This is a genomic window from Kineococcus gynurae, assembly GCF_042433995.1.
GTDB lineage: Bacteria > Actinomycetota > Actinomycetes > Actinomycetales > Kineococcaceae > Kineococcus > Kineococcus gynurae.
The window spans coordinates 278,226-302,224 of record NZ_JBHLUI010000009.1 but is presented as its reverse complement, the minus strand read 5'-3'; the positions used below and the strand labels follow the sequence as shown (position 1 = coordinate 302,224).

The 23,999-nt window shown below is 75.6% G+C and carries 28 protein-coding genes, 2 pseudogenes and 1 riboswitch; of the genes and pseudogenes, 25 read left to right on the top strand and 5 right to left on the bottom strand.

From position 1 onward, the window contains the following. The first annotated feature begins 74 nt into the window (after positions 1 to 74). Genes def through ACFFKU_RS13000 form a run of 3 tightly spaced genes read left to right on the top strand, consistent with a single transcriptional unit; the run spans position 75 to position 3,081 of the window. Positions 75 to 620: a peptide deformylase gene (def, locus tag ACFFKU_RS13010; RefSeq protein ID WP_380138529.1), complete on the top strand. Its 546-nt coding sequence runs from the start codon at positions 75 to 77 to the stop codon at positions 618 to 620. Beyond that, positions 620 to 1,546: a methionyl-tRNA formyltransferase gene (fmt, locus tag ACFFKU_RS13005; RefSeq protein ID WP_380138527.1), complete on the top strand. Its 927-nt coding sequence runs from the start codon at positions 620 to 622 to the stop codon at positions 1,544 to 1,546. The genes def and fmt overlap by 1 nt, the downstream gene beginning before the upstream one ends. Beyond that, entirely contained in the window at positions 1,543 to 3,081 is a 1,539-nt protein-coding gene (locus ACFFKU_RS13000; protein WP_380138526.1) for an RsmB/NOP family class I SAM-dependent RNA methyltransferase, read from the top strand. Before fmt ends, ACFFKU_RS13000 begins: the two co-directional genes overlap by 4 nt. 38 nt (positions 3,082 to 3,119) lie before the next feature. On the opposite strand, the gene ACFFKU_RS12995 is transcribed toward ACFFKU_RS13000, so the two are convergent. Continuing rightward, entirely contained in the window at positions 3,120 to 3,737 is a 618-nt protein-coding gene (locus tag ACFFKU_RS12995) for a DsbA family protein (protein ID WP_380138525.1), read from the bottom strand. Between the two features lie 56 nt (positions 3,738 to 3,793). On the opposite strand from ACFFKU_RS12995, the gene ACFFKU_RS12990 reads away from it, so the two are divergent. The 10 genes and pseudogenes from ACFFKU_RS12990 to ACFFKU_RS12945 all read left to right on the top strand — a co-directional run bounded on the left by ACFFKU_RS12990 (position 3,794) and on the right by ACFFKU_RS12945 (position 10,768). Continuing rightward, positions 3,794 to 4,168, top strand: coding sequence for a PLD nuclease N-terminal domain-containing protein (locus tag ACFFKU_RS12990; RefSeq protein WP_380138523.1), 375 nt, complete (start codon positions 3,794 to 3,796; stop codon positions 4,166 to 4,168). Next, positions 4,165 to 5,235 carry an alpha-hydroxy acid oxidase gene (locus ACFFKU_RS12985; RefSeq protein ID WP_380138521.1) on the top strand — a complete coding sequence of 357 codons (1,071 nt, stop codon included), beginning with the start codon at positions 4,165 to 4,167 and terminating at the stop codon, positions 5,233 to 5,235. The genes ACFFKU_RS12990 and ACFFKU_RS12985 overlap by 4 nt, the downstream gene beginning before the upstream one ends. 11 nt (positions 5,236 to 5,246) lie before the next feature. Next, the gene (gene rpe, locus ACFFKU_RS12980; protein WP_380138519.1) at positions 5,247 to 5,903 is read left to right on the top strand and encodes a ribulose-phosphate 3-epimerase; all 657 of its coding nucleotides are present in this window, start codon (positions 5,247 to 5,249) and stop codon (positions 5,901 to 5,903) included. 72 nt (positions 5,904 to 5,975) lie between these two features. Beyond that, positions 5,976 to 6,103, top strand: a riboswitch (FMN riboswitch). A 168-nt stretch (positions 6,104 to 6,271) separates the two neighbouring features. Beyond that, positions 6,272 to 7,369: a bifunctional diaminohydroxyphosphoribosylaminopyrimidine deaminase/5-amino-6-(5-phosphoribosylamino)uracil reductase RibD gene (gene ribD, locus ACFFKU_RS12975; protein ID WP_380138517.1), complete on the top strand. Its 1,098-nt coding sequence runs from the start codon at positions 6,272 to 6,274 to the stop codon at positions 7,367 to 7,369. A 1-nt stretch (position 7,370) separates the two neighbouring features. Continuing rightward, on the top strand, positions 7,371 to 8,000 hold the full coding sequence (locus tag ACFFKU_RS12970) for a riboflavin synthase (RefSeq protein WP_380138515.1): 630 nt from the start codon (positions 7,371 to 7,373) through the stop codon (positions 7,998 to 8,000). A 20-nt stretch (positions 8,001 to 8,020) separates the two neighbouring features. Further along, a pseudogene (gene ribB / locus ACFFKU_RS12965) lies at positions 8,021 to 8,608 on the top strand (3,4-dihydroxy-2-butanone-4-phosphate synthase); the annotation flags it as partial. Between the two features lie 73 nt (positions 8,609 to 8,681). Then, positions 8,682 to 9,158, top strand: coding sequence for a 6,7-dimethyl-8-ribityllumazine synthase (ribH, locus tag ACFFKU_RS12960; protein WP_380138513.1), 477 nt, complete (start codon positions 8,682 to 8,684; stop codon positions 9,156 to 9,158). 10 nt (positions 9,159 to 9,168) lie between these two features. Beyond that, positions 9,169 to 9,432 (top strand): phosphoribosyl-ATP diphosphatase, encoded by a 264-nt coding sequence (locus ACFFKU_RS12955; protein WP_380138511.1) that lies wholly within the window; start codon positions 9,169 to 9,171, stop codon positions 9,430 to 9,432. 32 nt (positions 9,433 to 9,464) lie between these two features. Beyond that, positions 9,465 to 10,310, top strand: a complete 846-nt coding sequence (gene hisG, locus ACFFKU_RS12950) for an ATP phosphoribosyltransferase (protein WP_380138715.1) — start codon at positions 9,465 to 9,467, stop codon at positions 10,308 to 10,310. Next, entirely contained in the window at positions 10,298 to 10,768 is a 471-nt protein-coding gene (locus ACFFKU_RS12945; RefSeq protein ID WP_380138510.1) for a PH domain-containing protein, read from the top strand. Before hisG ends, ACFFKU_RS12945 begins: the two co-directional genes overlap by 13 nt. Here the strand turns inward: ACFFKU_RS12945 and ACFFKU_RS12940 are convergent. Further along, positions 10,668 to 11,894: a TDT family transporter gene (locus tag ACFFKU_RS12940; RefSeq protein WP_380138509.1), complete on the bottom strand. Its 1,227-nt coding sequence runs from the start codon at positions 11,892 to 11,894 to the stop codon at positions 10,668 to 10,670. The genes ACFFKU_RS12945 and ACFFKU_RS12940 overlap by 101 nt on opposite strands. Positions 11,895 to 11,989: 95 nt before the next feature. Between ACFFKU_RS12940 and ACFFKU_RS12935 the strand changes: the two genes are divergently transcribed. The 3 genes and pseudogenes from ACFFKU_RS12935 to ACFFKU_RS12925 all read left to right on the top strand — a co-directional run bounded on the left by ACFFKU_RS12935 (position 11,990) and on the right by ACFFKU_RS12925 (position 14,212). After that, the gene (locus ACFFKU_RS12935; protein ID WP_380138508.1) at positions 11,990 to 12,925 is read left to right on the top strand and encodes a LysR family transcriptional regulator; all 936 of its coding nucleotides are present in this window, start codon (positions 11,990 to 11,992) and stop codon (positions 12,923 to 12,925) included. Positions 12,926 to 12,928: 3 nt separating this feature from the next. Then, positions 12,929 to 13,366: pseudogene (locus ACFFKU_RS12930) on the top strand (GNAT family N-acetyltransferase); the annotation flags it as partial. Between the two features lie 84 nt (positions 13,367 to 13,450). Then, on the top strand, positions 13,451 to 14,212 hold the full coding sequence (locus ACFFKU_RS12925) for an amidohydrolase family protein (RefSeq protein WP_380138714.1): 762 nt from the start codon (positions 13,451 to 13,453) through the stop codon (positions 14,210 to 14,212). Here the strand turns inward: ACFFKU_RS12925 and ACFFKU_RS12920 are convergent. Both ACFFKU_RS12920 and ACFFKU_RS12915 read right to left on the bottom strand, forming a co-directional pair. Continuing rightward, entirely contained in the window at positions 14,093 to 14,713 is a 621-nt protein-coding gene (locus tag ACFFKU_RS12920; protein WP_380138507.1) for a nucleoside/nucleotide kinase family protein, read from the bottom strand. The two genes, ACFFKU_RS12925 and ACFFKU_RS12920, sit on opposite strands and share 120 nt — an antisense overlap. Then, a complete protein-coding gene (locus ACFFKU_RS12915; RefSeq protein WP_380138505.1) occupies positions 14,697 to 15,962 on the bottom strand; it encodes a GNAT family N-acetyltransferase in 1,266 nt (421 codons plus the stop codon). Before ACFFKU_RS12915 ends, ACFFKU_RS12920 begins: the two co-directional genes overlap by 17 nt. 58 nt (positions 15,963 to 16,020) lie before the next feature. Between ACFFKU_RS12915 and hisF the strand changes: the two genes are divergently transcribed. Beyond that, positions 16,021 to 16,794 carry an imidazole glycerol phosphate synthase subunit HisF gene (gene hisF / locus ACFFKU_RS12910; RefSeq protein ID WP_380138503.1) on the top strand — a complete coding sequence of 258 codons (774 nt, stop codon included), beginning with the start codon at positions 16,021 to 16,023 and terminating at the stop codon, positions 16,792 to 16,794. Between the two features lie 30 nt (positions 16,795 to 16,824). Here the strand turns inward: hisF and ACFFKU_RS12905 are convergent, their stop codons facing one another. Further along, entirely contained in the window at positions 16,825 to 17,388 is a 564-nt protein-coding gene (locus tag ACFFKU_RS12905; RefSeq protein ID WP_380138502.1) for a maleylpyruvate isomerase family mycothiol-dependent enzyme, read from the bottom strand. Between the two features lie 77 nt (positions 17,389 to 17,465). Between ACFFKU_RS12905 and hisI the strand changes: the two genes are divergently transcribed. The 8 genes from hisI to lgt all read left to right on the top strand — a co-directional run bounded on the left by hisI (position 17,466) and on the right by lgt (position 23,861). Then, positions 17,466 to 17,867 (top strand): phosphoribosyl-AMP cyclohydrolase, encoded by a 402-nt coding sequence (gene hisI, locus ACFFKU_RS12900; protein ID WP_380138500.1) that lies wholly within the window; start codon positions 17,466 to 17,468, stop codon positions 17,865 to 17,867. Then, positions 17,864 to 18,472, top strand: coding sequence for a Trp biosynthesis-associated membrane protein (locus ACFFKU_RS12895; protein ID WP_380138498.1), 609 nt, complete (start codon positions 17,864 to 17,866; stop codon positions 18,470 to 18,472). The genes hisI and ACFFKU_RS12895 overlap by 4 nt, the downstream gene beginning before the upstream one ends. Before the next feature lie 110 nt (positions 18,473 to 18,582). Next, positions 18,583 to 18,891 carry an HGxxPAAW family protein gene (locus ACFFKU_RS12890; RefSeq protein WP_380138496.1) on the top strand — a complete coding sequence of 103 codons (309 nt, stop codon included), beginning with the start codon at positions 18,583 to 18,585 and terminating at the stop codon, positions 18,889 to 18,891. A gap of 86 nt (positions 18,892 to 18,977) precedes the next feature. Further along, positions 18,978 to 19,802 carry an indole-3-glycerol phosphate synthase TrpC gene (gene trpC, locus ACFFKU_RS12885; protein WP_380138494.1) on the top strand — a complete coding sequence of 275 codons (825 nt, stop codon included), beginning with the start codon at positions 18,978 to 18,980 and terminating at the stop codon, positions 19,800 to 19,802. A 15-nt stretch (positions 19,803 to 19,817) separates the two neighbouring features. Further along, positions 19,818 to 21,107 carry a tryptophan synthase subunit beta gene (gene trpB, locus ACFFKU_RS12880; RefSeq protein ID WP_380138493.1) on the top strand — a complete coding sequence of 430 codons (1,290 nt, stop codon included), beginning with the start codon at positions 19,818 to 19,820 and terminating at the stop codon, positions 21,105 to 21,107. Next, entirely contained in the window at positions 21,101 to 21,955 is an 855-nt protein-coding gene (gene trpA, locus ACFFKU_RS12875) for a tryptophan synthase subunit alpha (protein ID WP_432499535.1), read from the top strand. Before trpB ends, trpA begins: the two co-directional genes overlap by 7 nt. Further along, complete coding sequence (locus ACFFKU_RS12870) at positions 21,955 to 22,845, top strand: DsbA family protein (protein WP_380138490.1); 891 nt, start codon at positions 21,955 to 21,957, stop codon at positions 22,843 to 22,845. Before trpA ends, ACFFKU_RS12870 begins: the two co-directional genes overlap by 1 nt. Continuing rightward, entirely contained in the window at positions 22,845 to 23,861 is a 1,017-nt protein-coding gene (gene lgt, locus ACFFKU_RS12865) for a prolipoprotein diacylglyceryl transferase (protein ID WP_380138713.1), read from the top strand. The genes ACFFKU_RS12870 and lgt overlap by 1 nt, the downstream gene beginning before the upstream one ends. The last annotated feature ends 138 nt before the right edge of the window (positions 23,862 to 23,999 follow it).

Here is a 23,999-nt window from a genome sequence, read left to right as displayed (position 1 = left end):
CGCCGACCGGGGGACACCCCGTCACGCCGTAGACTCGGCGGTTGCGAAGCACCCTAGAGACGTCGAGGAGCACCGTGGCAGTCCAGCCGATCCGGCTGTTCGGGGACCCCGTCCTCCGGCAGCGCGCCCAGGAGGTCACGACCTTCGACAAGGAGCTGCGCCGCCTGGTCAAGGACCTCGAGGACACCATGCTGGCCGCGCCCGGTGCCGGGCTGGCCGCCCCGCAGCTCGGGGTGTCGCTGCGGGTCTTCACGTACCACGCCGACGGTGAGCTCGGGCACCTCGTGAACCCGGTGCTGGACCTGTCCGAGGAGTGCCAGGAGGGCGACGAGGGCTGCCTCTCGTTCCCCGGCATCTTCGCCGACACCCGTCGCTCGCTGCACGTCGTCGCGAAGGGCTTCGACATGCACGGCGAACCGGTGGTCATCAGCGGTTCGGAGTTCAAGGCCCGTGCCATCCAGCACGAGACCGACCACCTCGACGGCGTGCTGTTCATCGACCGGCTGGACAAGGCCCAGCGCAAGCTCGCGCTCAAGGCCGTCCGCGAGGCGGAGTGGCTCGGGCAGGACGTCCCGCAGGTCAAGGTCAGCCCCCACTCCACGTTCGGGCAGGCCCGCTAGTGCGGTTGGTCGTCGCGGGCACGCCGGAGGTCGCGGTGCCCGCCCTGCGAACCCTGCTGGATTCCACCCACGAGGTGGTCGCGGTGCTCACCCGCCCCGACGCGCAGTCCGGGCGCGGTCGCCGGGTCGTCCCCTCGCCCATGGCCGCCCTGGCCCGTGACGCCGGGATCGAACTGCTGCAACCCGAGCGTCCGCGCGACCCGGAGTTCCTGGACCGCCTGCGGGAGCTGGCCCCCGACGCCTGCCCGGTGGTGGCCTACGGCGCCCTCGTCCCGCGGGCCGCGCTCGACGTCCCCCGGTTCGGCTGGCTCAACCTGCACTTCTCCCTGCTGCCCGCCTGGCGCGGGGCCGCGCCCGTGCAACGCGCGCTGATGAACGGCGACGAGGTCACCGGCGCGTGCGTGTTCTCCCTCGAGGAGGGGCTGGACACCGGCCCGGTCCACGGTCGGTTCACGACCCCGGTCGGGTCGGAGGAGACGGCCGGGGAGCTCCTGGACCGGCTCGCGGCCTCGGGGGCCGAGCTGCTGCGTGATGTGCTCGACCGGGTCGAGGCGGGGGAGTCCCGGCCCGTCCCGCAACCCTCCGACGGAATCAGCCTGGCCCCGAAGATCGACGTCGCCGAGGCCCGCGTCGACTGGACCGGGACCGCCGACGTCGTGCACCGCCGGGTCCGGGGGTGCACCCCCGACCCGGGGGCGTGGACCACGTTCCGCGACGCCCGGCTCAAGGTGGGGCGGCTGGCCCGGCCCGCCGACGCGCCCGACGGGCTCCTCCCGGGCCGGCTGCGGGTGGAACGACGGCGGGTCCTCGTCGGGACGGGGACGCACCCTCTGGAACTGGTGTCGGTGCAACCGGCGGGCAAGAAGGCGATGGCGGCGACCGACTGGGCCCGCGGGGTCCGACCGGACGGAGAGGAACTGCGATGAGCGAGGCCCGAGGCGGACGACCGGGGGGGCCGCGTCGACCCCGGCAGGACCGGGCGATCGGCGAGCAGGCTCGCCCCGCCGGGCAGCGGGAGCGCTCCGGCGTGCAGCGCGACCGGTTCACCGCGGTCGACGACGCCCGTCGGGTCGCGTTCGCGGTGCTGCGGGCGGTCGGGGACGAGGACGCCTACGCCAACCTCGTCCTCCCGAAGATGTTGCGCGCCAAGCGGCTCGACGCCCGGGACGCGGCCTTCGCGACCGAGCTGACCTACGGCGTGCTGCGTGGGCGGGGGGCCTACGACGCGCTCATCGCCTCCGTCACCGACCGGGCGCTGTCCGAGATCGACGCCCCCGTCCTCGACGTGCTGCGGATCGGCGCCCACCAGTTGCTGGCGATGCGGGTCCCCGACCACGCGGCCGTGGCGACCAGTGTCGCGCTGGCCCGGGTCGAGGTCGGGGCCGGTCCCTCGGGCCTCGTCAACGCCGTGCTGCGGTCCCTGGTGGGCCTCGACCTCGCCACCGAGCTCGACCGGCTGGCCGCCGAGGCGGGCGGCAGCGAGGACGCGCGGCTGGCGCTGGTCTCCTCCCACCCCGAGTGGATCGTGCGCAGCCTCCGGGAGGCGTTGCGCGCGCACGGGTCCGACCCCGCGGAGCTGCCCGTCCTGCTGGCCGCCGACAACGAGGCGCCGGCGGTGGCCCTGTGCGCGCTGCCGGGGCTGGCCGCCCCCCGCAAGCTCCTCGAGCCCGACACCCGGGTCGAGCTGGAGCCGGGACGCTGGTCGCCCACCGCGGCCGTGGTCCGCCGGGGCGACCCGGGGGCCGTCCCCGCGGTGCGCGACGGCAACGCGCGGGTGCAGGACGAGGGGTCCCAGCTCGTGGCCCACGTGCTCGCCGCGGCTCCGCTCGAGGGGCGCGACGAGGCCTGGCTCGACCTCTGCGCCGGCCCCGGCGGCAAGGCGGCGCTGCTGGCCGCCGTCGCCGCCACCCGGGGCGCGCGGTTGACCGCGGTCGAGGTCGCCCCGCACCGGGCCGAGCTGGTCCGGACCTCCCTCGCGGGCATCCGCCGCAGCCACGGCGAGGACGCGGTGACCGTGCGCGTCGCCGACGGGCGCGAGGTCGGCGACGACGAACCGGCGGCCTACGACCGGATCCTGGTCGACGCGCCCTGCACGGGCCTCGGTGCGCTGCGGCGCCGGCCCGAGGCCCGCTGGCGCCGTACCCCGGCCGACCTCGGCAGCCTCGGTCCGTTGCAGCGGGAGCTGCTGGGCTCGGCGCTGCGCGCGGTGCGCCCCGGTGGCGTCGTGGCCTACGCGACCTGCTCGCCGGTGCTCGCCGAGACCCGGTTGGTGGTCGACGACGCGATCCGCGCGGCCGGCAAGCAGGGCCTGGAGGTCGAGCGGCTCGACACCCCGGCCGTCCTGGCCACGGTGCCCGGGGCCGAGAGCATGCCCGGAGTCGCTGCGGGACAGGCGGTCCAGCTGTGGCCGCACACCCACGGCACCGACGCGATGCACGTGCAGCTGCTGCGGCGGCGCTGACCCACCCGCGCCGCCGCGCCCTCTTCCGCCGCGCCCCGTCAGCCGCGCAGCGCGGCCAGCTCGGCCCGCAGGTCGGCGGCGGAACTCGTCGCCGGCCCGACGGACGTCCGGCCCGGCCCGGTCCGGACCAGGAGCGTCGGGTAGCGGTCGACCCCCAGCGCGCGGGCCTGCTGCTGCGCGGTCCGCGCCGCGGCGGCGACCTCGGGGTCGGCCAGCGCGGCCGCGGTCGCCCCGGGGTCCAGGCCGAGGGACGCCGCCACCGTGGTCGCGGTGCCCGGATCGGACAGCGAGCGCCCCTCGACGAAGAACGCGGCCTGCAGGGCGGTCACCAGCTCGACGTCGCGCCCCGGCCCGGCCACCGCGCGCAGGGCGGTCCAGAGCCGGGCGGCGTCGTCGGAGTCGGGGACGAGGCTGCCCTCGTCGAGCGTCGCCTCGAACTCGGCGCCGAACTCCACCCCGGTCAGGGCGGTCACCTGCTGGTTGGCCTGGCGGATGAACCCGAACGCCGACAGCGGCGCGCGCCGCGACCCGGTGAACAACGAACCGGGCAGCGCGGTCACGGCGAGGCCGTCGTCGGCGGCGAGCTCGCGGACGGCCGGGTGGAAACCCCAGCACCAACCGCAGTAGCCGTCGAAGACGTAGACGAGGTCCGTCACGGTGAAAACCTTTCCGGTGGGCGTGGAGGGGACGGGTCGGGCACTACGGTCGGCCGGTGATCAGAATCCTCCCGGCGCTGCTGGAGCTCGCCCTCCTGGTCTTCTGCCTGATCGACTGCATCCAGACCGACAAGGACCGGGTGCGGAACCTGCCCAAGGTGGCCTGGATCGTCCTCATCATCCTGCTCCCGCTGGTCGGCGGGATCGCCTGGCTGGTCGCGGGACGCCCGCAGCGCGTCGAGCGCCGCAGCGGCGTCTGGTACGCCGACCAGGCCGGGTTCGCGGAGAGTTCCCGACCGGCGCCCCCGAGCACCCGCGACATCGACGACCGGTTGGCCGCCGACCAGGCCCGGGTGGACGCCGAGTTCGACGACCTCGTGCGCCGGGCGCGTACCCGGGGCGAGGGGGAGGTGCCAGGATCGGGCGGGTGACCTGGATCGAGGAGCTCGCCGCCCGCGCCGACGCCGTCCTGCCCGACTACGTCTCCCGCTACGTCCACTCCGTCGCCGGTGACGGAGCCTGCGCCCGGGAGGGCGTCGAGGACTGGGACGCCCTGCGCCTGCGGCCGAGCGTCCTGCGCGACGTCAGCACGATCCGCACCGGCGTCGAACTCCTCGGGACCCCGGTGGCCAGCCCGATCGTGGTCGCCCCCATGGCCCAGCAGGTCGCGGCGAACCCGCTCGGCGAGGTCGCGACCGCCCGGGGCGCCGCCGCGCAGGGATCGCTGCTCGGGGTGTCCACCAACACCGGCGTCCGGTTCGCCGACATCGCCGCCGAGGGCGCGCCCTGGTGGTACCAGGTCTACCTGACCGCCGACCGGGGGATCACCCGCACCCTGGTGGAACGCGCGGTCGAGGCCGGGGCGGCGGCGCTCGTCCTCACTGTCGACACCACCTCGCTCTCGGTCGAGCACCCCGAGATCCACCCGCCGAACTGGCCGGACGAGTCGCTGCGGTTCCGGACAGGCAACCTCAGCGCGGCCGAGGTCGAGGCGGCGGGGGCCGGGCTGGGCACGAACTTCGCCGTGGGCCCCGACGACATCGGCTGGCTCGCCTCGATCTCGGGTCTGCCGGTGCTGGCCAAGGGGGTGCTGACCGCGCGCGACGCCCGACGCTGCGTCGACGCCGGCGCCGAGGGCGTCGTCGTCTCGACCCATGGCGGGCGCCGGCTGGGGAACTCCGTCACCAGCGCCTCGGCCCTGCCCGAGGTGGTCGCCGAGGTCGGCGGCGAGTGCGAGGTCCACGTCGACTCGGGCGTGCGCGGCGGGCACCACGTGGTCGCGGCGCTGGCGACGGGGGCCCGGGCGGTGCACGTGGGTCGTCCCGTCATGTGGGGGCTCGCGGCCGGTGGGGCGCAGGGGGTCGCCGACGTGCTGGGCCGGTTCCGTGGCGAGCTGGAGACGACGCTGCGGCAGCTGGGGGTGGCCTCCGTCCTCGACCTGTACCCGGTCGACGTGGTCCGCCGGGGGAGTGCCGGCCCCCACCGCGGCGGTCGGTAGGGTCGGGCGCCGTGGCCGCCCCGCAGATCAACCCCAGCATCCTGTCCGCCGACTTCGCCAACCTGCAGGCGGAACTCGAGCGGATCGCCTCGGCGGACGCCGCCCACGTCGACGTCATGGACGGGCACTTCGTCCCCAACCTGACCCTCGGGCTGCCGATCGTCGAGGCGCTGCAACGGGTCTCGCCGATCCCGCTGGACTGCCACCTGATGATCGAGGACCCGGACCGGTGGGCCCCGGGGTACGCCGAGGCGGGCGCGGCCGGGGTCACGTTCCACGCCGAGGCGGCGGCCGCCCCCGTGAAACTCGCCCGTGACATCCGGGCCGCGGGCGGTCGGGCCGGGCTGGCGCTGCGCCCGGCGACCCCGCTCGAACCGTTCGTCGACCTGCTCCCCGAGATCGACATGATCCTGGTGATGACCGTCGAGCCGGGTTTCGGCGGGCAGAGCTTCCTCGACGTGACGCTGCCCAAGATCCGCCGGGCGCGGGCCGCGATCGGGGACCTGGACATCCGGCTGCAGGTCGACGGGGGAATCTCCGCGGCGACGATCGAGCGGGCCGCCGAGGCCGGTGCCGACGTGTTCGTGGCGGGCTCGGCCGTCTACGGCGTCGAGGACGTCGCCGGGCGCATCGCCGAGCTCCGGGCCCTCGCCGCCGCCTGCGGGTGACGCCGGTCACGTCGGTCTGCGGTGGGAAGAGCGCCGCCGACGTGGCACACTCGCCCCCAAGTACCGCATGACACGCGTGCTCCGGGGTCGGTGCAATTCCGAACCGGCGGTGACAGTCCGCGAGCCCTCCGCCTCGGTGGGGGGTTGATCCGGTGGAATTCCGGGGCCGACGGTGAAAGTCCGGATGGGAGGCAGCGCGCGGCGTCGTGGGGCGCTGCGTGGTCCTGCCGACCCTGGTTCGTCCCGGGTCCGCCCCGGAGTCGTCTCCGGGTCCTCGTCGCGTCCCTCGCCGCCCGTCGGGTGGACGTCCGTCGTCCTCCCGTGCCTCCGTGTCGCCCCGTAGTCCGCCCGGACCGGAGGTGACAGGAATGACCGCAGTGCTCCCCGCCGACCGTGCGCTCCCGCACGAGGTCGAGGCCATGCGTCGCGCCCTCGACCTGGCCGCGCGGGGACCGGTGCGCGGTCCCAACCCCCGCGTCGGCTGCGTGCTGCTGGATCCGGGCAGCGGGCGGGTCCTCGCCGAGGGGCACCACCGCGGGGCCGGCAGCCTGCACGCCGAGGCCGACGCCCTGCGTGACCTCGGGCGTCCGGCCGCCGGGCTGACCGCCGTCGTGACCCTCGAACCCTGCGCGCACACGGGCCGGACGGGCCCCTGCACCGAGGCCCTGGTGTCCGCCGGGGTCACCCGCGTCGTCGTCGGCGCCCCCGACCCGAACCCCGTCGCCGCGGGCGGGGCCGACGTGCTGGCCGCGGCGGGCGTCGAGGTCGTCGCCGGGGTCGCCGCCGCCGACTCGCGCGAGCTCAACGAACGCTGGGACACCGCGGTCGGCCGGGGCCGCCCCTGGGTCACCTGGAAGTGGGCCGCGACCCTCGACGGTCGATCCGCGGCCGCCGACGGCAGCAGCCGCTGGATCACCTCTCCCGAGGCGCGGGCCGACGTCCACCGGCTCCGGGCCGAGCACGACGCCGTCCTCGTCGGCACCGGCACCGCGCTGGCCGACGACCCGGCCCTGAGCGTCCGCTCGCACGGGCGGGTCGTCGGGCCGCAGCCGCTGCGGGTGGTGCTGGGCCGCCGACCGGTGCCCGCGGGTGCCCGGCTGCGGGCCCCGGGCGCGGACTTCCTGCAGATCGCCTCCCATGATCCCGTCGAGGCTCTGCAGGTGCTGCAGGACAGGGAGATCCGCAGCGTCCTCCTCGAGGGCGGGCCGCAGGTCGCCGCCGCCTTCTGGCGGGCCGGGCTCGTCGACGAGGTGGTCGCCTACCTCGCCCCCGCCCTGCTCGGCGCCGGTCCGCAGGCCGTCGGCGACCTCGGGATCGGCGCCATGGACGACATCGCCCGGCTGCGCACCCGCAGCGTCTCCCGCATCGGCGACGACGTCCGGCTCGTCGCCCGCCCGACCCTCACCGTCCCCACCGTCCTGCAGGCGGCCCAGCCGCTGCAGGGCTGCAGCACGAAGGAGCACTGACATGTTCACCGGAATCGTCGAGGAGATCGGCGAGGTGGTCGAGGTCGAGCTGATCGGCGACGCCCAGGACGGGGCCGCCCGGCTCACCGTGCGCGGGCCGCTGGTCACCTCCGACGCGACCCACGGCGCCTCGATCGCCGTGGACGGCGTCTGCCTCACCGTGACCGACCAGCCCGCCCCCGACACCTTCAGCGTCGACGTCATGGCCGAGACGTTGCGGCGCAGCTCGTTGCGCGGCGTCGAGGCGGGGCGCCGGGTCAACCTGGAACGGGCCATGGCCGCCTCCGGCCGGTTCGGGGGCCACGTCGTGCAGGGCCACGTGGACGGCACCGGGACGATCGCCGCCCGCACCCCGGGGGAGCGCTGGGAGGTCGTCCGGGTCGCCGTCCCGACCGGACTCGCCCGGTACGTCGTCGAGAAGGGCTCGATCACCCTCGACGGCACCTCGCTCACGGTGTCGGCGGTGAGCGCCCCCGACGCCGTCGACCCGTGGCTGGAGGTGTCGCTCATCCCCACCACGCTGGAGCTGACCACGTTGGGGCGCAAACAGATCGGAGAACTCGTGAACCTGGAGGTGGACGTCTTGGCCAAGTACGTGGAACGACTCGTCGCGACGGGGGGCGCCCGGTGAGCACGCTCGTCGCCTCCCCCCTGGACACCGCGCTCGCGGCGCTCGCCGCCGGTCGCCCCGTCCTCGTCACCGACGACGCCGACCGGGAGAACGAGGGCGACGTCGTCCTGCCCGCGGCGCTCGCGACCGAGGAGTGGATGGGCTGGACCGTGCGCTGGACCTCGGGGATGATCTGCGTCCCCATGCCCGCCGAGCGGGCCGCCGAACTCGCCCTGCCGCCCATGGTGGAGCGCAACGAGGACTCGCTGCGCACCGACTACACGGTCAGCGTGGACGCGGCGGCCGGGGTCGGCACGGGGATCTCCGCGGCCGACCGTGCCCGCACCGCGCGCGTCCTGGCCGACCCGACGTCGGTCCCCGCCGACCTGATCCGCCCGGGCCACGTGTTCCCGTTGCGGGCCCGTCCGGGCGGCGTCCTGGAACGCCCCGGGCACACCGAGGCCGCCGTGGACCTCTGCCGGCTGGCCGGTCTGCCGCCCGTGGCCGTCATCTCCGAGCTCGTCACCGACGCCGGCCCGGTCATGAAGGGGCCGGAGATCGCCGAGCTGGGTGCGCGCTACGACCTGCCCGTCCTGACCATCGCCGAGCTGCGCGCCCACCTCGCGGCGACGCGGTCGTGACGTCCAGCATGATCGAGGCAGCACGCCCCGCCGGGAACCGTCGCACGACTGGAGGACACGCATGAGTGGTCAGGGAGCCCCCGCCGACGTCGAGGTCGACGGGACCGGGTTGAGGGTCGCGCTCGTCGCCGCCCGCTGGCACACCCAGATCATGGACGGCCTGCTGGCCGGGGCGCGCAAGGCCCTGCAGGACACCGGGGTCGCCGACGTCGTCGAGATCCGGGTGCCGGGCAGCTTCGAGCTGCCGGTCGCCGCGGCCCGACTGGCCCCGACCGTGGACGCGGTCGTCGCCCTGGGCGTCGTCATCCGCGGGTCCACGCCGCACTTCGACTACGTGTGCTCCGCCGCCACCGACGGGCTGACCCAGGTCTCGGTGCAGACCGGGACCCCGGTCGGGTTCGGCGTGCTGACCGTCGACAACGAGGGGCAGGCCATCGACCGGGCCGGGTTGCACGGCAGCCGCGAGGACAAGGGCCGCGAGGCCGTGTTCGCGGCGCTGGAGACCGCGGTGGCGCTGCGCGAGGTCGCGCCCCGGTAGCCTTTCCGGAGTGAAGACGTTCGAGGACCTGTTCGCCGAACTGGGCGAGAAGGCCCGTACCCGACCCGCGAACTCCGGCACCGTGGCGGAGCTCGACGCCGGGGTCCATGCGATCGGCAAGAAGATCGTGGAGGAGGCCGCCGAGGTCTGGATGGCGGCCGAGCACGAGTCGGACGAGCGCACCGCCGAGGAGGTCTCGCAGCTGCTGTACCACCTGCAGGTGCTGCTGATCGCCCGCGGGCTGACCCTCGCCGACGTCTACAAGCACCTGTGAGGGAAACCCGCGTGGACAAGGACCGACGACCCGTGCTGCGCATCGCGGTGCCCAACAAGGGGGCGCTGTCGGAGGCGGCCAGCGCCATGCTCCGCGAGGCCGGGTACCAGCAGCACCGCCAGTCCAAGGAACTGCTGCTGGACGACCCGACCAACAACGTCCAGTTCGTGTTCCTGCGCCCGCGCGACATCGCGCTGTACGTGGGCGCGGGGACGCTGGACGCCGGGATCACCGGGCGCGACCTGCTGCAGGACTCCGGGGCCCCGGCCGACGAGATCCTGCAGCTCGGCTTCGCCCGCAGCACCTTCCGGTTCGCGGCCTTCCCGGGAACGGCCGCCTCGGTGGCCGACCTGCAGGGGCGACGGATCGCGACGAGCTACTCGGGGCTGCTCGGCAAGCACCTCGCCGAGCACGGGGTCTCGGCCGACGTCGTGCACCTCGACGGCGCGGTCGAGACCGCCGTCGCGCTCGGCATCGCCGACGTGATCGCGGACGTCGTCGAGACCGGGACGACGCTGCGCGCGGCCGGTCTGGAGATCTTCGGCGAGCCGGTCATGACGTCGGAGGCGGTGCTGATCCGTCGGGCCGGCGCCGAGCCGTCCTCGGCGGTCGACGTCCTCGTCCGCCGCCTGCAGGGGGTCCTGGTCGCGCGGCAGTACGTGATCGTCGACTACGACTGCCCGCGCGAGATCCTCGACCGCGCCTGCGCCATCACGCCGGGGCTGGAGTCGCCCACGGTGTCGCCGCTGGCCGACCCGGACTGGGTGGCGGTGCGGGCCATGGTGAAGGCGCGCCAGACCAACCAGGTCATGGACGACCTCTACGACCTCGGCGCCCGGGCGATCATGGTCACCAGCATCCACGCGTGCCGCCTGTGAGTGCGGACGGGACCGTCTCCACCCGCGCGTTCCGCCCGCGTCGGGCCCGGTGGGTCGGCTACCCCTTGGCGGCCCTGGTGATGGCGTCGATGATCGCCATGTCGGTGGCGCTGACCGTCGATCCCGAGGCGACCTGGACCCCGCTGGACACGATCTCGGCGCTGCTGTTCGGGGTGGTGGTCGCGGGTGGGCTGGTCCGGTTGGTCGGGGTGCGGGCCCTGGTGACCCGCGAGGCCCTCGTCGTCCGCAACGTCGTCTTCACCCGGCGGGTGGACTGGGACGGGATCGTCGGGGTGCGCTTCGGGGGCGCCGGCCCGTGGCTGACCCTCGACACCGACGACGGCGAGAACATCCCGGTCATGGCCGTGCAGCGCGCCGACGGGAAGGCCGCCGAGGACGAGGCCATGCGGCTGGCCCGCCTGGTCGACCAGCGCAGCCCGCGCCCGCCGCGCGACTGAGCTCGCTCGCCACGCTCGACCCGGGGAGCAGGGTCCCGTCCAGCACGCCCCGCACCGTCCGGGGGAGGACGACGAGCCAGGCGGTCACCAGCAGGCCGAACAGGACGACGGCCAGTCCGGCGAGGACGGGTGACCCCGTCCGGTGGGCGAGCGCCCCGGCGCCGGTGACCAGCGTCCCGACCGGGAACGTGAAGCTCCACCACGTCATCGAGAACGGCAGCCCGCCCCGAGCCCACGCGGTGCGCACGGTCAGCACCACGACCACCGCGAGCCAGGCCAGCGCGGCCCCGCCCAGGACGACACCGGCCCCGACCGCGGTGAGCCCGGCGACCGGTACCCAGGCGGCGGGGAGGGTCCCGGGGGCGTGCGCGGCCAGCGACACCAGCGCGGTGACCCCCTGGCCCAGCGGGCCGAGCACGATCCACCAGGTCGGGACCGCGGCCGCCGGCCCGGCGCCGTGCCGCCGCCACCGGGTGAGCAGGACGGGGACGAGCACCGCCGTGGCCAGCAGCGAGACGGCGGCGCACGCGTAGCAGAGCAGGAGCACGGCCTCGCGGCCCGCCCCCGCCGGCGCGTGCGGCACCAGCAGGGCGCCGACGCTGGCCGACACCATGGGCGGGACGACGGGCACCAACCACCCGCCGAACGCGGTCGCCTGGTCGTACCCGTTCTGCCGCAACCCCACCCACGGGACCAGCACGGTGCTGGCCAGTCCCCCCACGGTCCCCAGGGCCCACAGCAGCGCACCCAGGCCGAGGGCCGCGCGCGGGCCGACGACGTCCGGTCCGAGCAGCAGCGTGCCCGCTCCGACGGTCATCAGGGCCATCGGCGGGGCGCCGTAGAAGTGACCACGCACGGGGTGGCGCAGGTGGGCCCGCGCCACCGACGGGTGCCGTAGCCCGTGGGCCACCGAGACCGCGAGCAGCGTGAGGAGCAGGGCGCCGGCCAGCAGCCAGACCCCGGTGGCGACGGGCCGCAGTCCGGGGACCGGCACCGGCAGGGTGGCGGCCGCGGTCGCGACGATGCCCGTCCCCATGACGGCCGTGAACCAGTTCGGGCCGAACTGGGCCAGTCCGCGGGCGACGGGCGTTCGGGGGACGCGGACGGGGGCGGTCGCGGTGCTCACCCTCCGAGCCTCGGCCGGTCGCAGCGCGGGCGGCAGCCCTCCGTCCGTGGGGAGGTCCCAACGTTTCGTGATGGCCGGGGCGTAGCCTCGAGCGGGTGCTCTCCCCGCGCGTGCCGGACCTGACCTCGCTGGAGCTGCTGCTCGCGGTCGACGAGACCGGCAGCTTCGGCCAGGCGGCCCTGCGCCACGGCGTGACCCAGCCCGCGGTGAGCGCCCGCCTGGCCCGGATGGAACGCCAGGTCGGGGTGCGGCTGCTGGACCGGGGTCCGCGCGGGGCCCGGGTGACCCGGGAGGGTGCGCTCCTGGTCGTGTGGGCCCGGGAGGTCCTGGCCGCGGCGGGCGCCCTCGACGCCGGGATCGCCTCGTTGCGGGCCGACCACGGGACGAGGCTGCGGGTCGCGGCGAGCCTCACCGTGGCCGAGTACCTGCTGCCGCAGTGGCTGGTCCGGCTCGCGGCCGAGCACCCGGAGACCGCGGTGAGCCTCGAACCGGTGAACAGCGCCGAGGTGCTGCGCCGGGTCCGCGACGCGCGGGTGGACCTCGGTTTCGTCGAGGGGCCGGACGTGCCGGAGGGGGTGGACTCGACCGTGGTCGCCCACGACGAGCTGCGGGTCGTGGTCGCCCCGAGCCACCCGTGGCGGCGGCGCCGGGCCCGACCGCTGACGGCGGTCGAGCTGGCCCGGGTCCGCCTCGTCCAGCGGGAGCCGCACTCGGGTACGCGGACGGCCCTGGAGGGAGCCCTGCGCACCGCGTTGACGGCCGCGGGGGAGGACGTCGACCTCGCCCCGCCGCTGCTGGAGCTCGCCTCCACCAGTGCCGTCCGCTCGGCGGCGCTGACCGGGGCCGGTCCGGCCGTGCTGAGCGCGCTCGCCGTCGCCGACGACGTGCGCGGCGGGCGCCTGGTCGCCCTCCCGGTGGCCGGCGTCGACCTGCGGCGGGCCCTGCGGGCCGTGTGGCCGCGCGGGGTCCTGCCCGCGGGGCCGGCCCGCGACCTGCTGGGCATCGCCGGACGCGCCGGGGAAACCGGTTGACCCGTGGGTCAGGATGCGGGGGTGCGCATCGTGACCCTGGACGCCGCCACGTTCGCCGCGCTGGCCGCGGGTGACGCCGGACGGGCGGGCCGGCTGAGCCCGGTCCCCGTGACCGACCACGTCCTCGGCGCCGACGCCCGACGGGTGTGGGAGTACCGGCGCGACCAGGTGGGCGCGGACCCCGACCAGGCGGCCTGGGTCACCGGCCTGCTGCACGACGCCGAACTCGGGACGGTCGGCCACGCGGGGTTCCACGGCCCCCCGGACGAGCGGGGGATGGTCGAGATCGGCTATTCCGTCGACCCGCGGTTCCGGCGGCGGGGGATCGCGCGGGCGGCCGTCGATCTCCTCCTGGCCCGGGCGCACGTCGAACCCGCGGTCCGGGTCGTCCGGGCCACGGTCGCACCGGACAACACCGCCTCCCTGCGCCTGGTCGAGGACCGCGGGTTCCGGCACGTGGGGGAGCAGATCGACGAGGAGGACGGCCTGGAACTCGTCTACGAGATCGCCGTCGCCCACCCCGGCGTGCAGCGAGTCTTCGACGCCCACCTGCACGTGGTGGACCACCGTTTCCCGCTCACCGACAACGACGGGTTCCGCCCCGTGGAGTTCCGGGTCGCCGACTACCACCGCTCGGTCGCCGACCTCGCCGAGGCGGGGTTCGTCGTGGTCGGGGGAGCGGTGGTGTCGGGATCGTTCCAGGGTTTCGACCAGACCTACCTGCGCGACGGTCTCCGCCGGTTCGGGCCGGGTTTCGTCGGGGTCACCCAGGTCCCGGCGGACGTGACCGACACGGAACTCGGCGATCTGGCCGCCGACGGCGTCCGGGGGATCCGGTTCAACCTGCGCCGGGGCGGGTCGGCGGGTCGCGAGGAGCTGGAGACGCTGGCGCGCAGGGCTTTCGACGTCGCCGGGTTGCACGCGGAACTCTACGTCGACTCCCGCGAGCTGTCCGGCCTGGCCCCGGTCCTGCGGCGGTTGCCGGCGGTCTCGATCGACCACCTGGGGCTGTCCGACGCCGGGCTGGACGACCTGCTGCGTCTGGTGGAGGACGGTGTCCGGGTGAAGGCGACGGGTTTCGGGCGGGTCGACCTCGACGTCACCGCGACCGTCCGCGCGATCCTGGCGGTGGACCCGGGCGCCCTGCTGGCGGGGACCGATCTCCCGTCAACCCGGGCCCGGCGACCCTTCCGGGCGGCCGACCTGCAGCTGCTGGCCGATGTCGCGGACGAGCACCGCGCGGCCGTCCTGCACGACAACGCCGCCGCGTTCTACCGGGTGGGCTGAGAACAGGGCGTCCTCCTGGGCCGCCCACCGGTCCCAGAACGGCGCGAACGTGTCCCCGTCGCGGGCCAGGGCCCGGGCCTTGCGGGTGGGGGCGTCGAGCTCCAACCAGACCAGCAGGTCGACCCCGTCCGCCGCGCTGCACCCCACGCCCTCCACGACCAGCAGCGGCGCGGGCGCGACCGTGACCTCGGCCCCGTCGCACCCCGCCGCCCAGTCCCACCGCCGGAACCGGGCGGGAACGCCCGCCCGCCACCGCCGCAGCAGGGGCGACAGTTCTTCGACCGCCCCGGCGAGCCCGTCCCAGCCGCGGTAGAGGTCCTCGACGGCGAGCACGGGTGCGGCGAGGGCGGCGCCCAGCCGGGCCGCGAACCCGGTCTTGCCGGCCCCCGACCGTCCGTCGACCCCCACCACCCGCGGCCGCGCGGTGCGCACCGCCTCCAGCACGCACGCCAGCGGATCGGTCGGGTGCGAGGGGGCGGTGGGCTCAGAAGTGCGTGTCACACCAGGGTTCCCGGTCGGTGCCGAACAGCAGGGCCGCCCGGCGCAACCCCGACCGCGTCCCGCCGGCCCGACCGGCGGCGGCCAGGGTCATGACGTCGGATCCGCCCAGCAGCAACGCCGCGAGGGCGTCGGCCCCGAGCCGGACGTCGGGGTCGGCGGTCGTGGGGGTGACCTCGGCGCGCGCCCAGCCCTCGGCGTCGCGGCCGGACTCCTCGACCGCGATGCGCAGCGTCCCGGCGGCGAACGCCTCCGGCGTCTCGTCGACGACCTCGACGACGGCCTCGCCCGTCCCCCACCAGGACCGGGCCGACAGCGCCGCGGGCGCGTCGAGGACCCGCAGCCACAGGGCGTCGCGGACCGGCCCGCTGGTCACCGCGCGTTCGTCGACCAGCAACCAGGGCAGCGGGTCGTCCAGGGGACGGTCGGCCAGCTCGACGGAACGGACCAGGTCGGTCGAGGCGAGGGTCTCGAGGATCCCGCAGTACGCCTCCGGGGTCGCGGCGAGCAGCTGCGGCACGACCATTCGCGCGTTGCTCACCTCGTGGTCCCAGGCGGGGATCCCCTCGCTCAGCGCGTAGCCGTCCGGTTCGCCGTCCTCGTCGCGGTGCAGCACGACCCGGGTGGCGGCCGGGAACCCCCCGGGCCGGGTCGTGTGCTGCCACCAGGCCCGTGACCGGCTCAGTCCGCCGGCCCGTCCGCGCCGGGTCCGCTCCTGCACCGCGCGCAGCTCCGCCCCGACCTCGCCGGGCTCGTGCAGCTCGACGGTCCCGCCCACCGGGGCGTCCTCGCGGAAGCGGACGCGCGGCGAGGCCAGCGTGAGGGGGGCCGACCGCGTCGCGGGCCCGAAGCCGAACCGGGCGTAGATCCCCGCCTCGGCCGCGAACAGCGCCGAGACCGCGACCCCGCGGTCGCGGGCCGCGGCCAGGTCGGCCCGCATCATCGTCGTGAGGATCCCGCGACGGCGGTGCGTCGCGGCCACGGTGACGGCCGAGACCGCGTTCACCGGCAGCGCGGAGCCGCCCGGGAGGGTCAGGTCGGTGTCGAAGGAGCGGAAGGTCGCGACCGTCCGCCCGCCGTCCAGGATCCGGCTGAGCCGGTCGCCCGCCATCAACCGGGACAGGGTCGCGATCTCCTCCGGCGTCCCCAGCGTCTGCAGGAACGTCCGGTCGGCGGCGTGCCGGAACGCGGTCACCGCCTCGCGGTCGGTCGGGTCGAGCGGTTCGGGGCGGAGGGAGCCGGTGGTGCGCACCGCCGGAACGCTACCGGCCCGGCCCGGTGCCCGGTCCGCGCTCGTTACCCTGCACCTCGTGACGGTGGCCGTGCGCGTGATCCCCTGCCTCGACGTCGACGCCGGTCGGGTGGTCAAGGGCGTCAACTTCGCCGACCTCCGCGACGCGGGCGACCCGGTCGAGCTCGCCCGCCGCTACGACGCCGAGGGCGCCGACGAGCTGACCTTCCTGGACGTGACCGCCTCCAGCGGGTCCCGCGAGACGACCTACGACGTGGTCGCCCGCACCGCCGAGCAGGTGTTCATCCCCCTCACCGTCGGCGGCGGGGTGCGCAGCGTCGAGGACGTCGCCCGGCTGCTGCGCGCCGGGGCCGACAAGGTCGGGGTGAACACGGCCGCCATCGCGCGTCCCGAGCTGATCTCCGAGATCGCCGACCGGTTCGGCGCCCAGGTGCTGGTCCTGTCGGTGGACGCCCGGCGCACCCGCCCGGGGGAGCCGACCACGGCCTCGGGCTACGAGGTCACCACCCACGGCGGTCGCCGGGGCACCGGTCTCGACGCCGTGGAGTGGGCGGCACGGGCGTGCGAGCTGGGCGCGGGGGAGGTGCTGCTCAACTCCATGGACGCCGACGGCACCAAGGCCGGCTTCGACCTGGAGATGCTCACCGCGGTGCGTGGTCGGGTGACCGTGCCGCTCATCGCCTCCGGCGGGGCCGGGGCCGTCGAGCACTTCCCGCCCGCGGTCGCGGCCGGGGCCGACGCGGTCCTGGCCGCCAGCGTCTTCCACTTCCAGCAGCTGACCATCGGTCAGGTCAAGGACGCGCTGCGGGCGGGCGGCACGCCCGTCCGTTGAGCCCGGGCCAGCCCGGGCCGGGCCGCGGGCTCAGGCGGTGAAGCGGGCCAGGGTCGCGGGCGAGCCGTCGATCTCCACCCTCGCCCGCTCCCGGCGCCCGAACGCGTGCAGCAGCAGCTCCAGCGGTTCACCGGTGATCGAGACGGCGTCGGCCCCGCGCTTCACGACCACCCGCGGACCCTGCGGGACGACGAGCACCACCCCGGTCGGGGACTTCCGGTAGGAGAGCCGCCCGAGCCGGCTCACCGTGCGCCACAGGGCCTGCTGCTGACCGCGCGGCAGCTCGCGCGGCTCGGCCGCACCCGCCCCGCGGCGGACGTCCTCGTGGTGGACCGTGAACTCGGCGAGGTCCACGAGCTCCGCGACCGGGCCGAACCGGGCCGGTGACCACGCGGGCGGTCCACTGCGCACGAGGTCGACCAGGTCGTCGAAGGGCAGGCCCGCCGGCTTCTCGCGCAGCCGTCCGGCCCGGCGGGCCAGGTGCACGAGCAGGTCGCGGACCGTCCACCCCTCGCACAACGTGGGGGCGTCGGGGCCGGTGGAGCGGGCGGTCTCGCAGAGGGCGGCGCGCTCGCCGGCGACGAAGGTCGGCATGGGCGCGATGCTCGCACGGACCGGGAGGCGGCACCGGTCGGGGCACCGGCGCCCGCCCCGGATGGAAGGATCGGCGGGTGCCCGAGCCCGAACCCGCCTCCGAACCCGCCCCCGAGACCGTCCCGACCCTCGACCCCGCGCTCGCCGACCGGCTCAAGCGCGACGCGGCCGGGTTGGTGTGCGCGGTCGTCCAGCAGCACGACACCCGTGAGGTGCTCATGGTGGCCTGGATGGACGACGAGGCGCTGGCCGCGACCCTCACGACCGGACGGGCCACCTACTTCAGCCGCAGCCGCCGCTCGCTGTGGCGCAAGGGCGACACGTCGGGCCACGTGCAGTGGGTCAAGCGCGCCTCGCTGGACTGCGACGGCGACGCCCTGCTGCTCGAGGTCGACCAGGTCGGCGCCGCCTGCCACACGGGGGAGCGCACCTGCTTCGTCGCCGACCCGCTGCCCGCCGTCGTGGGCGCCCCGGCATGACCCGCTCGGCACCGGGTCGGGAGCGGGCGGTGCTGCTCCTGCTCGGTCTCGCCGGAGCGGTCGTCACGCTCGCGGCGGGCGCGCCGGTGTGGGTGCGCGCCCAGGTCCGTACCGCGGTCGGGGTGGCCGAGGTCGTCGCCGACGGCCGGTCGGCCGCACCCGTGGCCACGGCCCTCGGGCTGGTCGGGCTCGCGGCCGTGCTCGCGAGCCTGATCGGACGCCGGTTCGCCCGGACCGTCGCGGCGCTGCTGCTGCTGGCCGCGGGCGCGGGCGTCGTCACCGCGAGCGCGCGGGTCCCCGGTGAGGCCGCCGCGGCCGTCGCGGGGCCGGCCCGTCAGGCCGCCTCGGTCACCTCCGCCGAGATCTCCGGGCTCCGGGTCGCGCCCTGGCCGTGGGTGTCGGCCGGGGGTGGGGTGCTGCTGGTGCTCGCGGGGACGGGCGTCGTGCTCCGCTCCCGCCGCTGGGCGACCCCAGCACGGGCGAGCCGGTTCGAGCGCGACGCCGCTATCGTCCGGGCGGCCGGGCCGGGTGCCGGCCCCACGGCCGCCGAGGACCCGGCCGCGACCTGGGACGAGCTCAGTCGGGGCAGCGACCCCACCCGCTGACCTCACCCGTCCCGTGCCTGGCCCCACCGGGCCGGTACGGTGGACGTCGTAGCAGGTCCGGCGGTGGTTCCCCCCGCCGGTCGGGGAGCAGAACCGAGGAGCGTCCAGCCGTGAGCAGCCAGTCCACCAGCGGTTCCAGCACCAGCCACGCCGGCTCGAACGGTCCCGGCTCGAACGCGCAGGCCGTCGGTGACGGCCCGGACGGGCACGGCCACGACGAGCTCGGCCACGGCCACAGCATCGCCGCCTGGGCGGGCGTGACCACCTGCCTGGTCGGTTTCCTGATCCTCTCCCTCGCGGTCGTGTTCCCCAGCCTGACCTGGGGGATCATCGGCGGCGTCGTGATCGTCGCCTCGATGGTCGTGGGCGGCGTGCTGGCCAAGATGGGCTACGGCGTCAAGGGCAAGAACACCCGCTGAGCCGCCCGGCCCGCCGGGCCTCGCCGTCCGCCCCGGGCGGTCCCCGCGGTCATGGTCGCCCCGAACCCGGGGCTAGCATCGACGCCGTGACGGTGCTCGACGACATCCTGGCCGGGGTCCGCGAAGACATGGCGGCCCGCCGCGAACGCACCTCCCTGGAGGAGCTGAAGGAGCGCGCCCACCGGCAGGTGCCGGCCAAAGACGCGATCCCGCTGCTGCGGCCCCGCGAGGAGGAGCAGCGCGGCGTCAAGGTCATCGCCGAGGTCAAGCGCAAGAGCCCCTCCAAGGGCGAGCTGGCCGACATCCCCGACCCGGCGGCCCTCGCGGCCCAGTACGAGGCCGGCGGCGCGAGCGTCATCAGCGTCCTGACCGAGCAGCGGCGGTTCGGCGGCAGCCTGGAGGACCTGCGGGCCGTGCGCTGCGCGGTGGACGTCCCGGTGCTGCGCAAGGACTTCGTGGTCTCCAGCTACCAGCTCTGGGAGGCCCGGGCCTGGGGCGCCGACGTGGTGCTCCTCATCGTGGCCGCCCTGGAGCAGGACGCGCTGGTCTCGCTCATCGAGCGCACCCACTCGCTGGGCATGACCGCCCTGGTCGAGGTGCACGACGCCGAGGAGATCGAGCGGGCCCTGGCCGCCGAGGCCCGCGTCATCGGCGTCAACAACCGCAACCTGAAGACCCTCGAGGTCGACACGAACACCTTCCACGCACTCGCGCCGCTCATCCCCGACCACGTGATCCGGGTCGCGGAGTCCGGCGTCTCCGGGCCGCGCGAGGTCGTCGACTACGCCCGCTCGGGCGCCGACGCCGTCCTGGTCGGCGAGAGCCTGGTCAAGGGGGCCGACCCCCGCCGGGCCGTGGCCGACCTCGTGGCCGCCGGGGCCCACCCGGCCGTGCAAGCCGTCCGTCCCTGAGTCTGGAGAGCCACCGTGACCACCCCGACCGCCCCCTCCCTGCAGGACGAGCGCGGCCCCTACTTCGGCGCCTTCGGCGGCCGCTTCGTCCCCGAGGCGCTCGTGGCGGCCCTCGACGAGATCGACGCCGCCCATCGGGCGGCGATGGCCGACGAGGGGTTCCTGGCCGAGCTGGCCGAACTGCACCGCACCTACTCGGGCCGCCCCAGCATCATCACCGAGGTCCCCCGCTTCGCCGCCGAGGCCGGCCCCCGGGCCGCCCGCGTCCTGCTCAAGCGCGAGGACCTCAACCACACCGGCTCGCACAAGATCAACAACGTGCTCGGCCAGGCGCTGCTGACCCGGCGGATGGGCAAGAAGCGCGTCATCGCCGAGACCGGCGCCGGTCAGCACGGGGTCGCCACCGCCACCGCGGCCGCCCTGATGGGGCTGGAGTGCGTCATCTACATGGGCGAGGAGGACACCCGGCGCCAGGCGCTGAACGTCGCCCGGATGCGTCTGCTCGGCGCCACCGTGGTCCCGGTGACCGCGGGCAGCCGCACGCTCAAGGACGCCGTCAACGAGGCGTTCCGCGACTGGGTGGCCACCGTCGACGACACCCACTACATCTTCGGGACGGTCGCCGGACCGCACCCCTTCCCGGTCCTGGTCCGCGACTACCAGCGGATCATCGGGCTGGAGGCGCGCGAGCAGGTCCAGGCCCTCACGGGGCGCCTGCCCGACGCGGTCTGCGCCTGCGTCGGCGGCGGGTCGAACGCCATCGGGATCTTCCACGCGTTCCTCGACGACGCCGACGTCGCCCTCTACGGCTTCGAGGCCGGCGGCGACGGCATCGAGACCGGGCGGCACGCCTCCTCGATCAGCGGCGGCGGTACCGGGGTCTTCCAGGGCGCCCGCAGCTACGTGCTGCAGGACGAGGACGGCCAGACGGTCGAGTCGCACTCGATCTCGGCCGGGCTGGACTACCCCGGCGTCGGCCCCGAGCACGCCTGGTTGGGGGCCTCGCACCGCGCCGAGTACCGCTCGATCACCGACGCCCAGGCCATGGACGCCTTCCGTCGTCTGTGCCGGACCGAGGGGATCATCCCCGCGATCGAGAGCGCCCACGCCCTCGCCGGGGCCCTCGGGGTCGCCCGCGAGCTGGGCCCCGAGGGCCTGGTGCTCGTCAACCTGTCCGGGCGCGGCGACAAGGACGTCGACACCGCCGCGCGCTGGTTCGGCCTGGTCAGCGACGCCGACCTGGTCGCCTCGGAGGTCGAACGGGTCTCCGAGCCCCCCGCAGAGACCGAGGCGTCCGGATGGTGAGCACCGTGCCCGAGAACGACACGACCGCGAACGGGACCGGGCGACCCGCCCGCCGCACGGCCGGGCAGGCGGTCGACGCCGCCCGCGCCGAGGGCCGGGCCGCGCTGGTCGCCTACCTGCCGGTCGGTTTCCCCGACGTCGCGACCTCGGTCGAGGCGGCCCGGGCGGCCGTCGACGGCGGCGCCGACATCATCGAGCTCGGACTGCCCTACTCCGACCCGACCATGGACGGCCCGACCATCCAGCAGGCCGTGGACGTGGCCCGCGCGCGGGGCACCCGGCCGACCGACGTGCTGCGCGCCGTCGAGGCCGTCGCGGCCACGGGGGCCGCCACCCTGGTCATGACCTACTGGCCGCCGGTGGACCGCTACGGCGTGGCCCGTTTCGCCGCCGACCTGGCCGACGCCGGGGGCGCGGGGCTCATCACCCCCGACCTCATCCCCGACGAGGCGGCCGAATGGGTCGCCGCCGCCGACGAGCGCGACCTCGACAAGGTCTTCCTCGTCGCCCCCAGCTCCACCGAGAAGCGTCTGGCGATGACCTCGGCCGCCTCCCGCGGTTTCGTCTACGCGGCCTCGCTGATGGGGGTCACCGGTGCCCGGGCCAGCGTCGGGGCCGGGGCCCGCGGGCTGGTCGAGCGCACCCGCGCCGCCGGGGCGGAGCGCGTCTGCGTGGGTCTCGGCGTGTCCACCCCGGAGCAGGCCGGCGAGGTCGCCGCCTACGCCGACGGGGTCATCGTCGGCTCGGCCTTCGTGGCGCGGATGCTCGAGGCCGACGACCCGGCCGCCGGGGTGCGTGCGGTGGGCGAGCTCGCCGCCCGCCTCTCGGCCGGGATCCGGGACCGCTGATGGCGAAGAGGTCGCGCTCGGGCAACCCGGCGGTCGCGAACCAGCAGCAGGCGCAGGCGGTCGACGCCCGCGAGGCCCGGGCGGCCAAGGCCGCCGCCCTGCGCCAGCGGGAGAAGGCGGCCGAGCGCCGCCGCAAGGTCACGCTGATCACGGTCGCGACGCTCGTCGTGGTCGCCCTGGTCGCGGTCGTCACCGTGCTGATCGTGCAGAACCGCGGCGGCGACGCGGGCGACGGGGCCGCCCCCGCGGCGGCCGCCTCCACCGACGGCGGCATGGTCCTGCCCGGCAGTCCCGCCGCGGGCGCCGCCCCCACGCTCGACGTGTGGCTGGACTACCAGTGCCCGGTCTGCAAGCGCTTCGAGGAGACCGGGGGCGACGCCTACGTCGAACTGGCCTCCTCGGGTTCGGCCCGCGTGGTCGTGCACACCCTGACCTTCCTGGACGACCGCTTCGGCAACGAGGCCTCGCAGATGGCCGCCGAGGGGGCCGCGGCCGCCAGCGAGCAGGGTCGGCTGGCCGAGTACACCAAGGTGGTCTACGCCAACCAGCCCGCCGAGGAGGGGACCGGCTACACGCTGGACCAGCTCGAGGACTACGCCCGGCAGGCGCAGGTCCCCGACCTGGCGAAGTGGCGCTCGCAGGTCCAGGACCGGGTCTTCGAGGCCTACGTGGACCGGGTCGAGGCGACGATGGACGCGCAGGGCGTCCAGGGCACGCCCACCGTCCGGGTCACCCCGGCCGGGGGCGGTGAGCCGACCACGATCCCCTCCGACCAGCTGCTGTCGGCGCAGGCCCCGGACAACCTGCGGCAGGCCGTCGCGGCCGCGGGCGGCACCGTCACCGGCGGGGCCACGGGCACGGCGGCCACACCGACCCCGTCGGCGTCGTGATCACGGCCCTGGCCGGGACGATCCCGAGCCCGACCGTCGCCGTCTGGCACCTGGGCCCGCTGCCCGTGCGCGCCTACGCGCTGTGCATCATCGCGGGCATCGTCGTGGGGGTCTGGCTGACCGAGCGGCGCTGGCGGGCCCGGGGCGGGCGCCCCGACGTGACGCTGGACATCGTCACCTGGGCGGTCCCGCTCGGGGTCGTGGGGGCGCGGCTCTACCACGTGATCTCCTCGCCCCAGGCCTACTTCGGCGAGGGTGGGGACCCCTGGCGCGCCTTCGCGATCTGGGACGGCGGGCTGGGCATCTGGGGGGCGATCGCGCTCGGCGCGCTCGGTGCCTGGATCGGGGCGCGTCGCGCCGGGGTGCGGCTGTCGGCGTTCGCCGACGCCATCGCGCCCGGCCTGCTGATCGCCCAGGCGCTCGGCCGCTGGGGCAACTGGTTCAACAACGAGCTCTACGGGCGGCCCACCGACGTCCCCTGGGGCCTGACCATCCACCAGTGGGACGGATCGGAGGGGCGGGCGGTGCTCGACGCCGCCGGCAACCCGGTCGTCCGGGGCGTCTTCCAGCCCACGTTCCTCTACGAGTCCCTGTGGTGCCTGGCGGTCGCCGCCGTCCTGATCGTGCTCGACCGGCGGCTGCGGCTGCACCGGGGGCAGGTCATGGCCCTCTACGTCGGGCTGTACTGCCTGGGCCGGTTCTTCTTCGAGCTGCTCCGCTCCGACACCGCGACCCTGATCCTCGGCCTGCGGGTCAACACCTGGGTCAGCGGCCTCGTCCTGGTCGCCGGCTTCGTGGCCTTCGTGGTCTCCCGGCGCCGTCACGGGGCGCGGACGGGGGATCTTCCGCTGCCGATGGACGAACTCGTGCTCCCGGGGCGGTTATCCTCGGACTCGTCCCCGGACGCCCACGAGCGCGACGGGGGCGACGCCGGTCCGACCGAATCACCCACGGTGAGCGGGACGGAACGGTCCGCCGATGAGAGTGCCAGGAGATCCCCGGGTTCGTCGGAGTAGTCACGTGACGTACGTGACGTCCTTGTGATGCCCAGGTGAACATCACGAGGTCCTGACCGCATTACAGTGAGCGCAGTCGCGGGCCGCCGTCGCCCCGCGGCTTCCCGTGAGACCCCTCTGTCCACCGAGGTCGTCGCG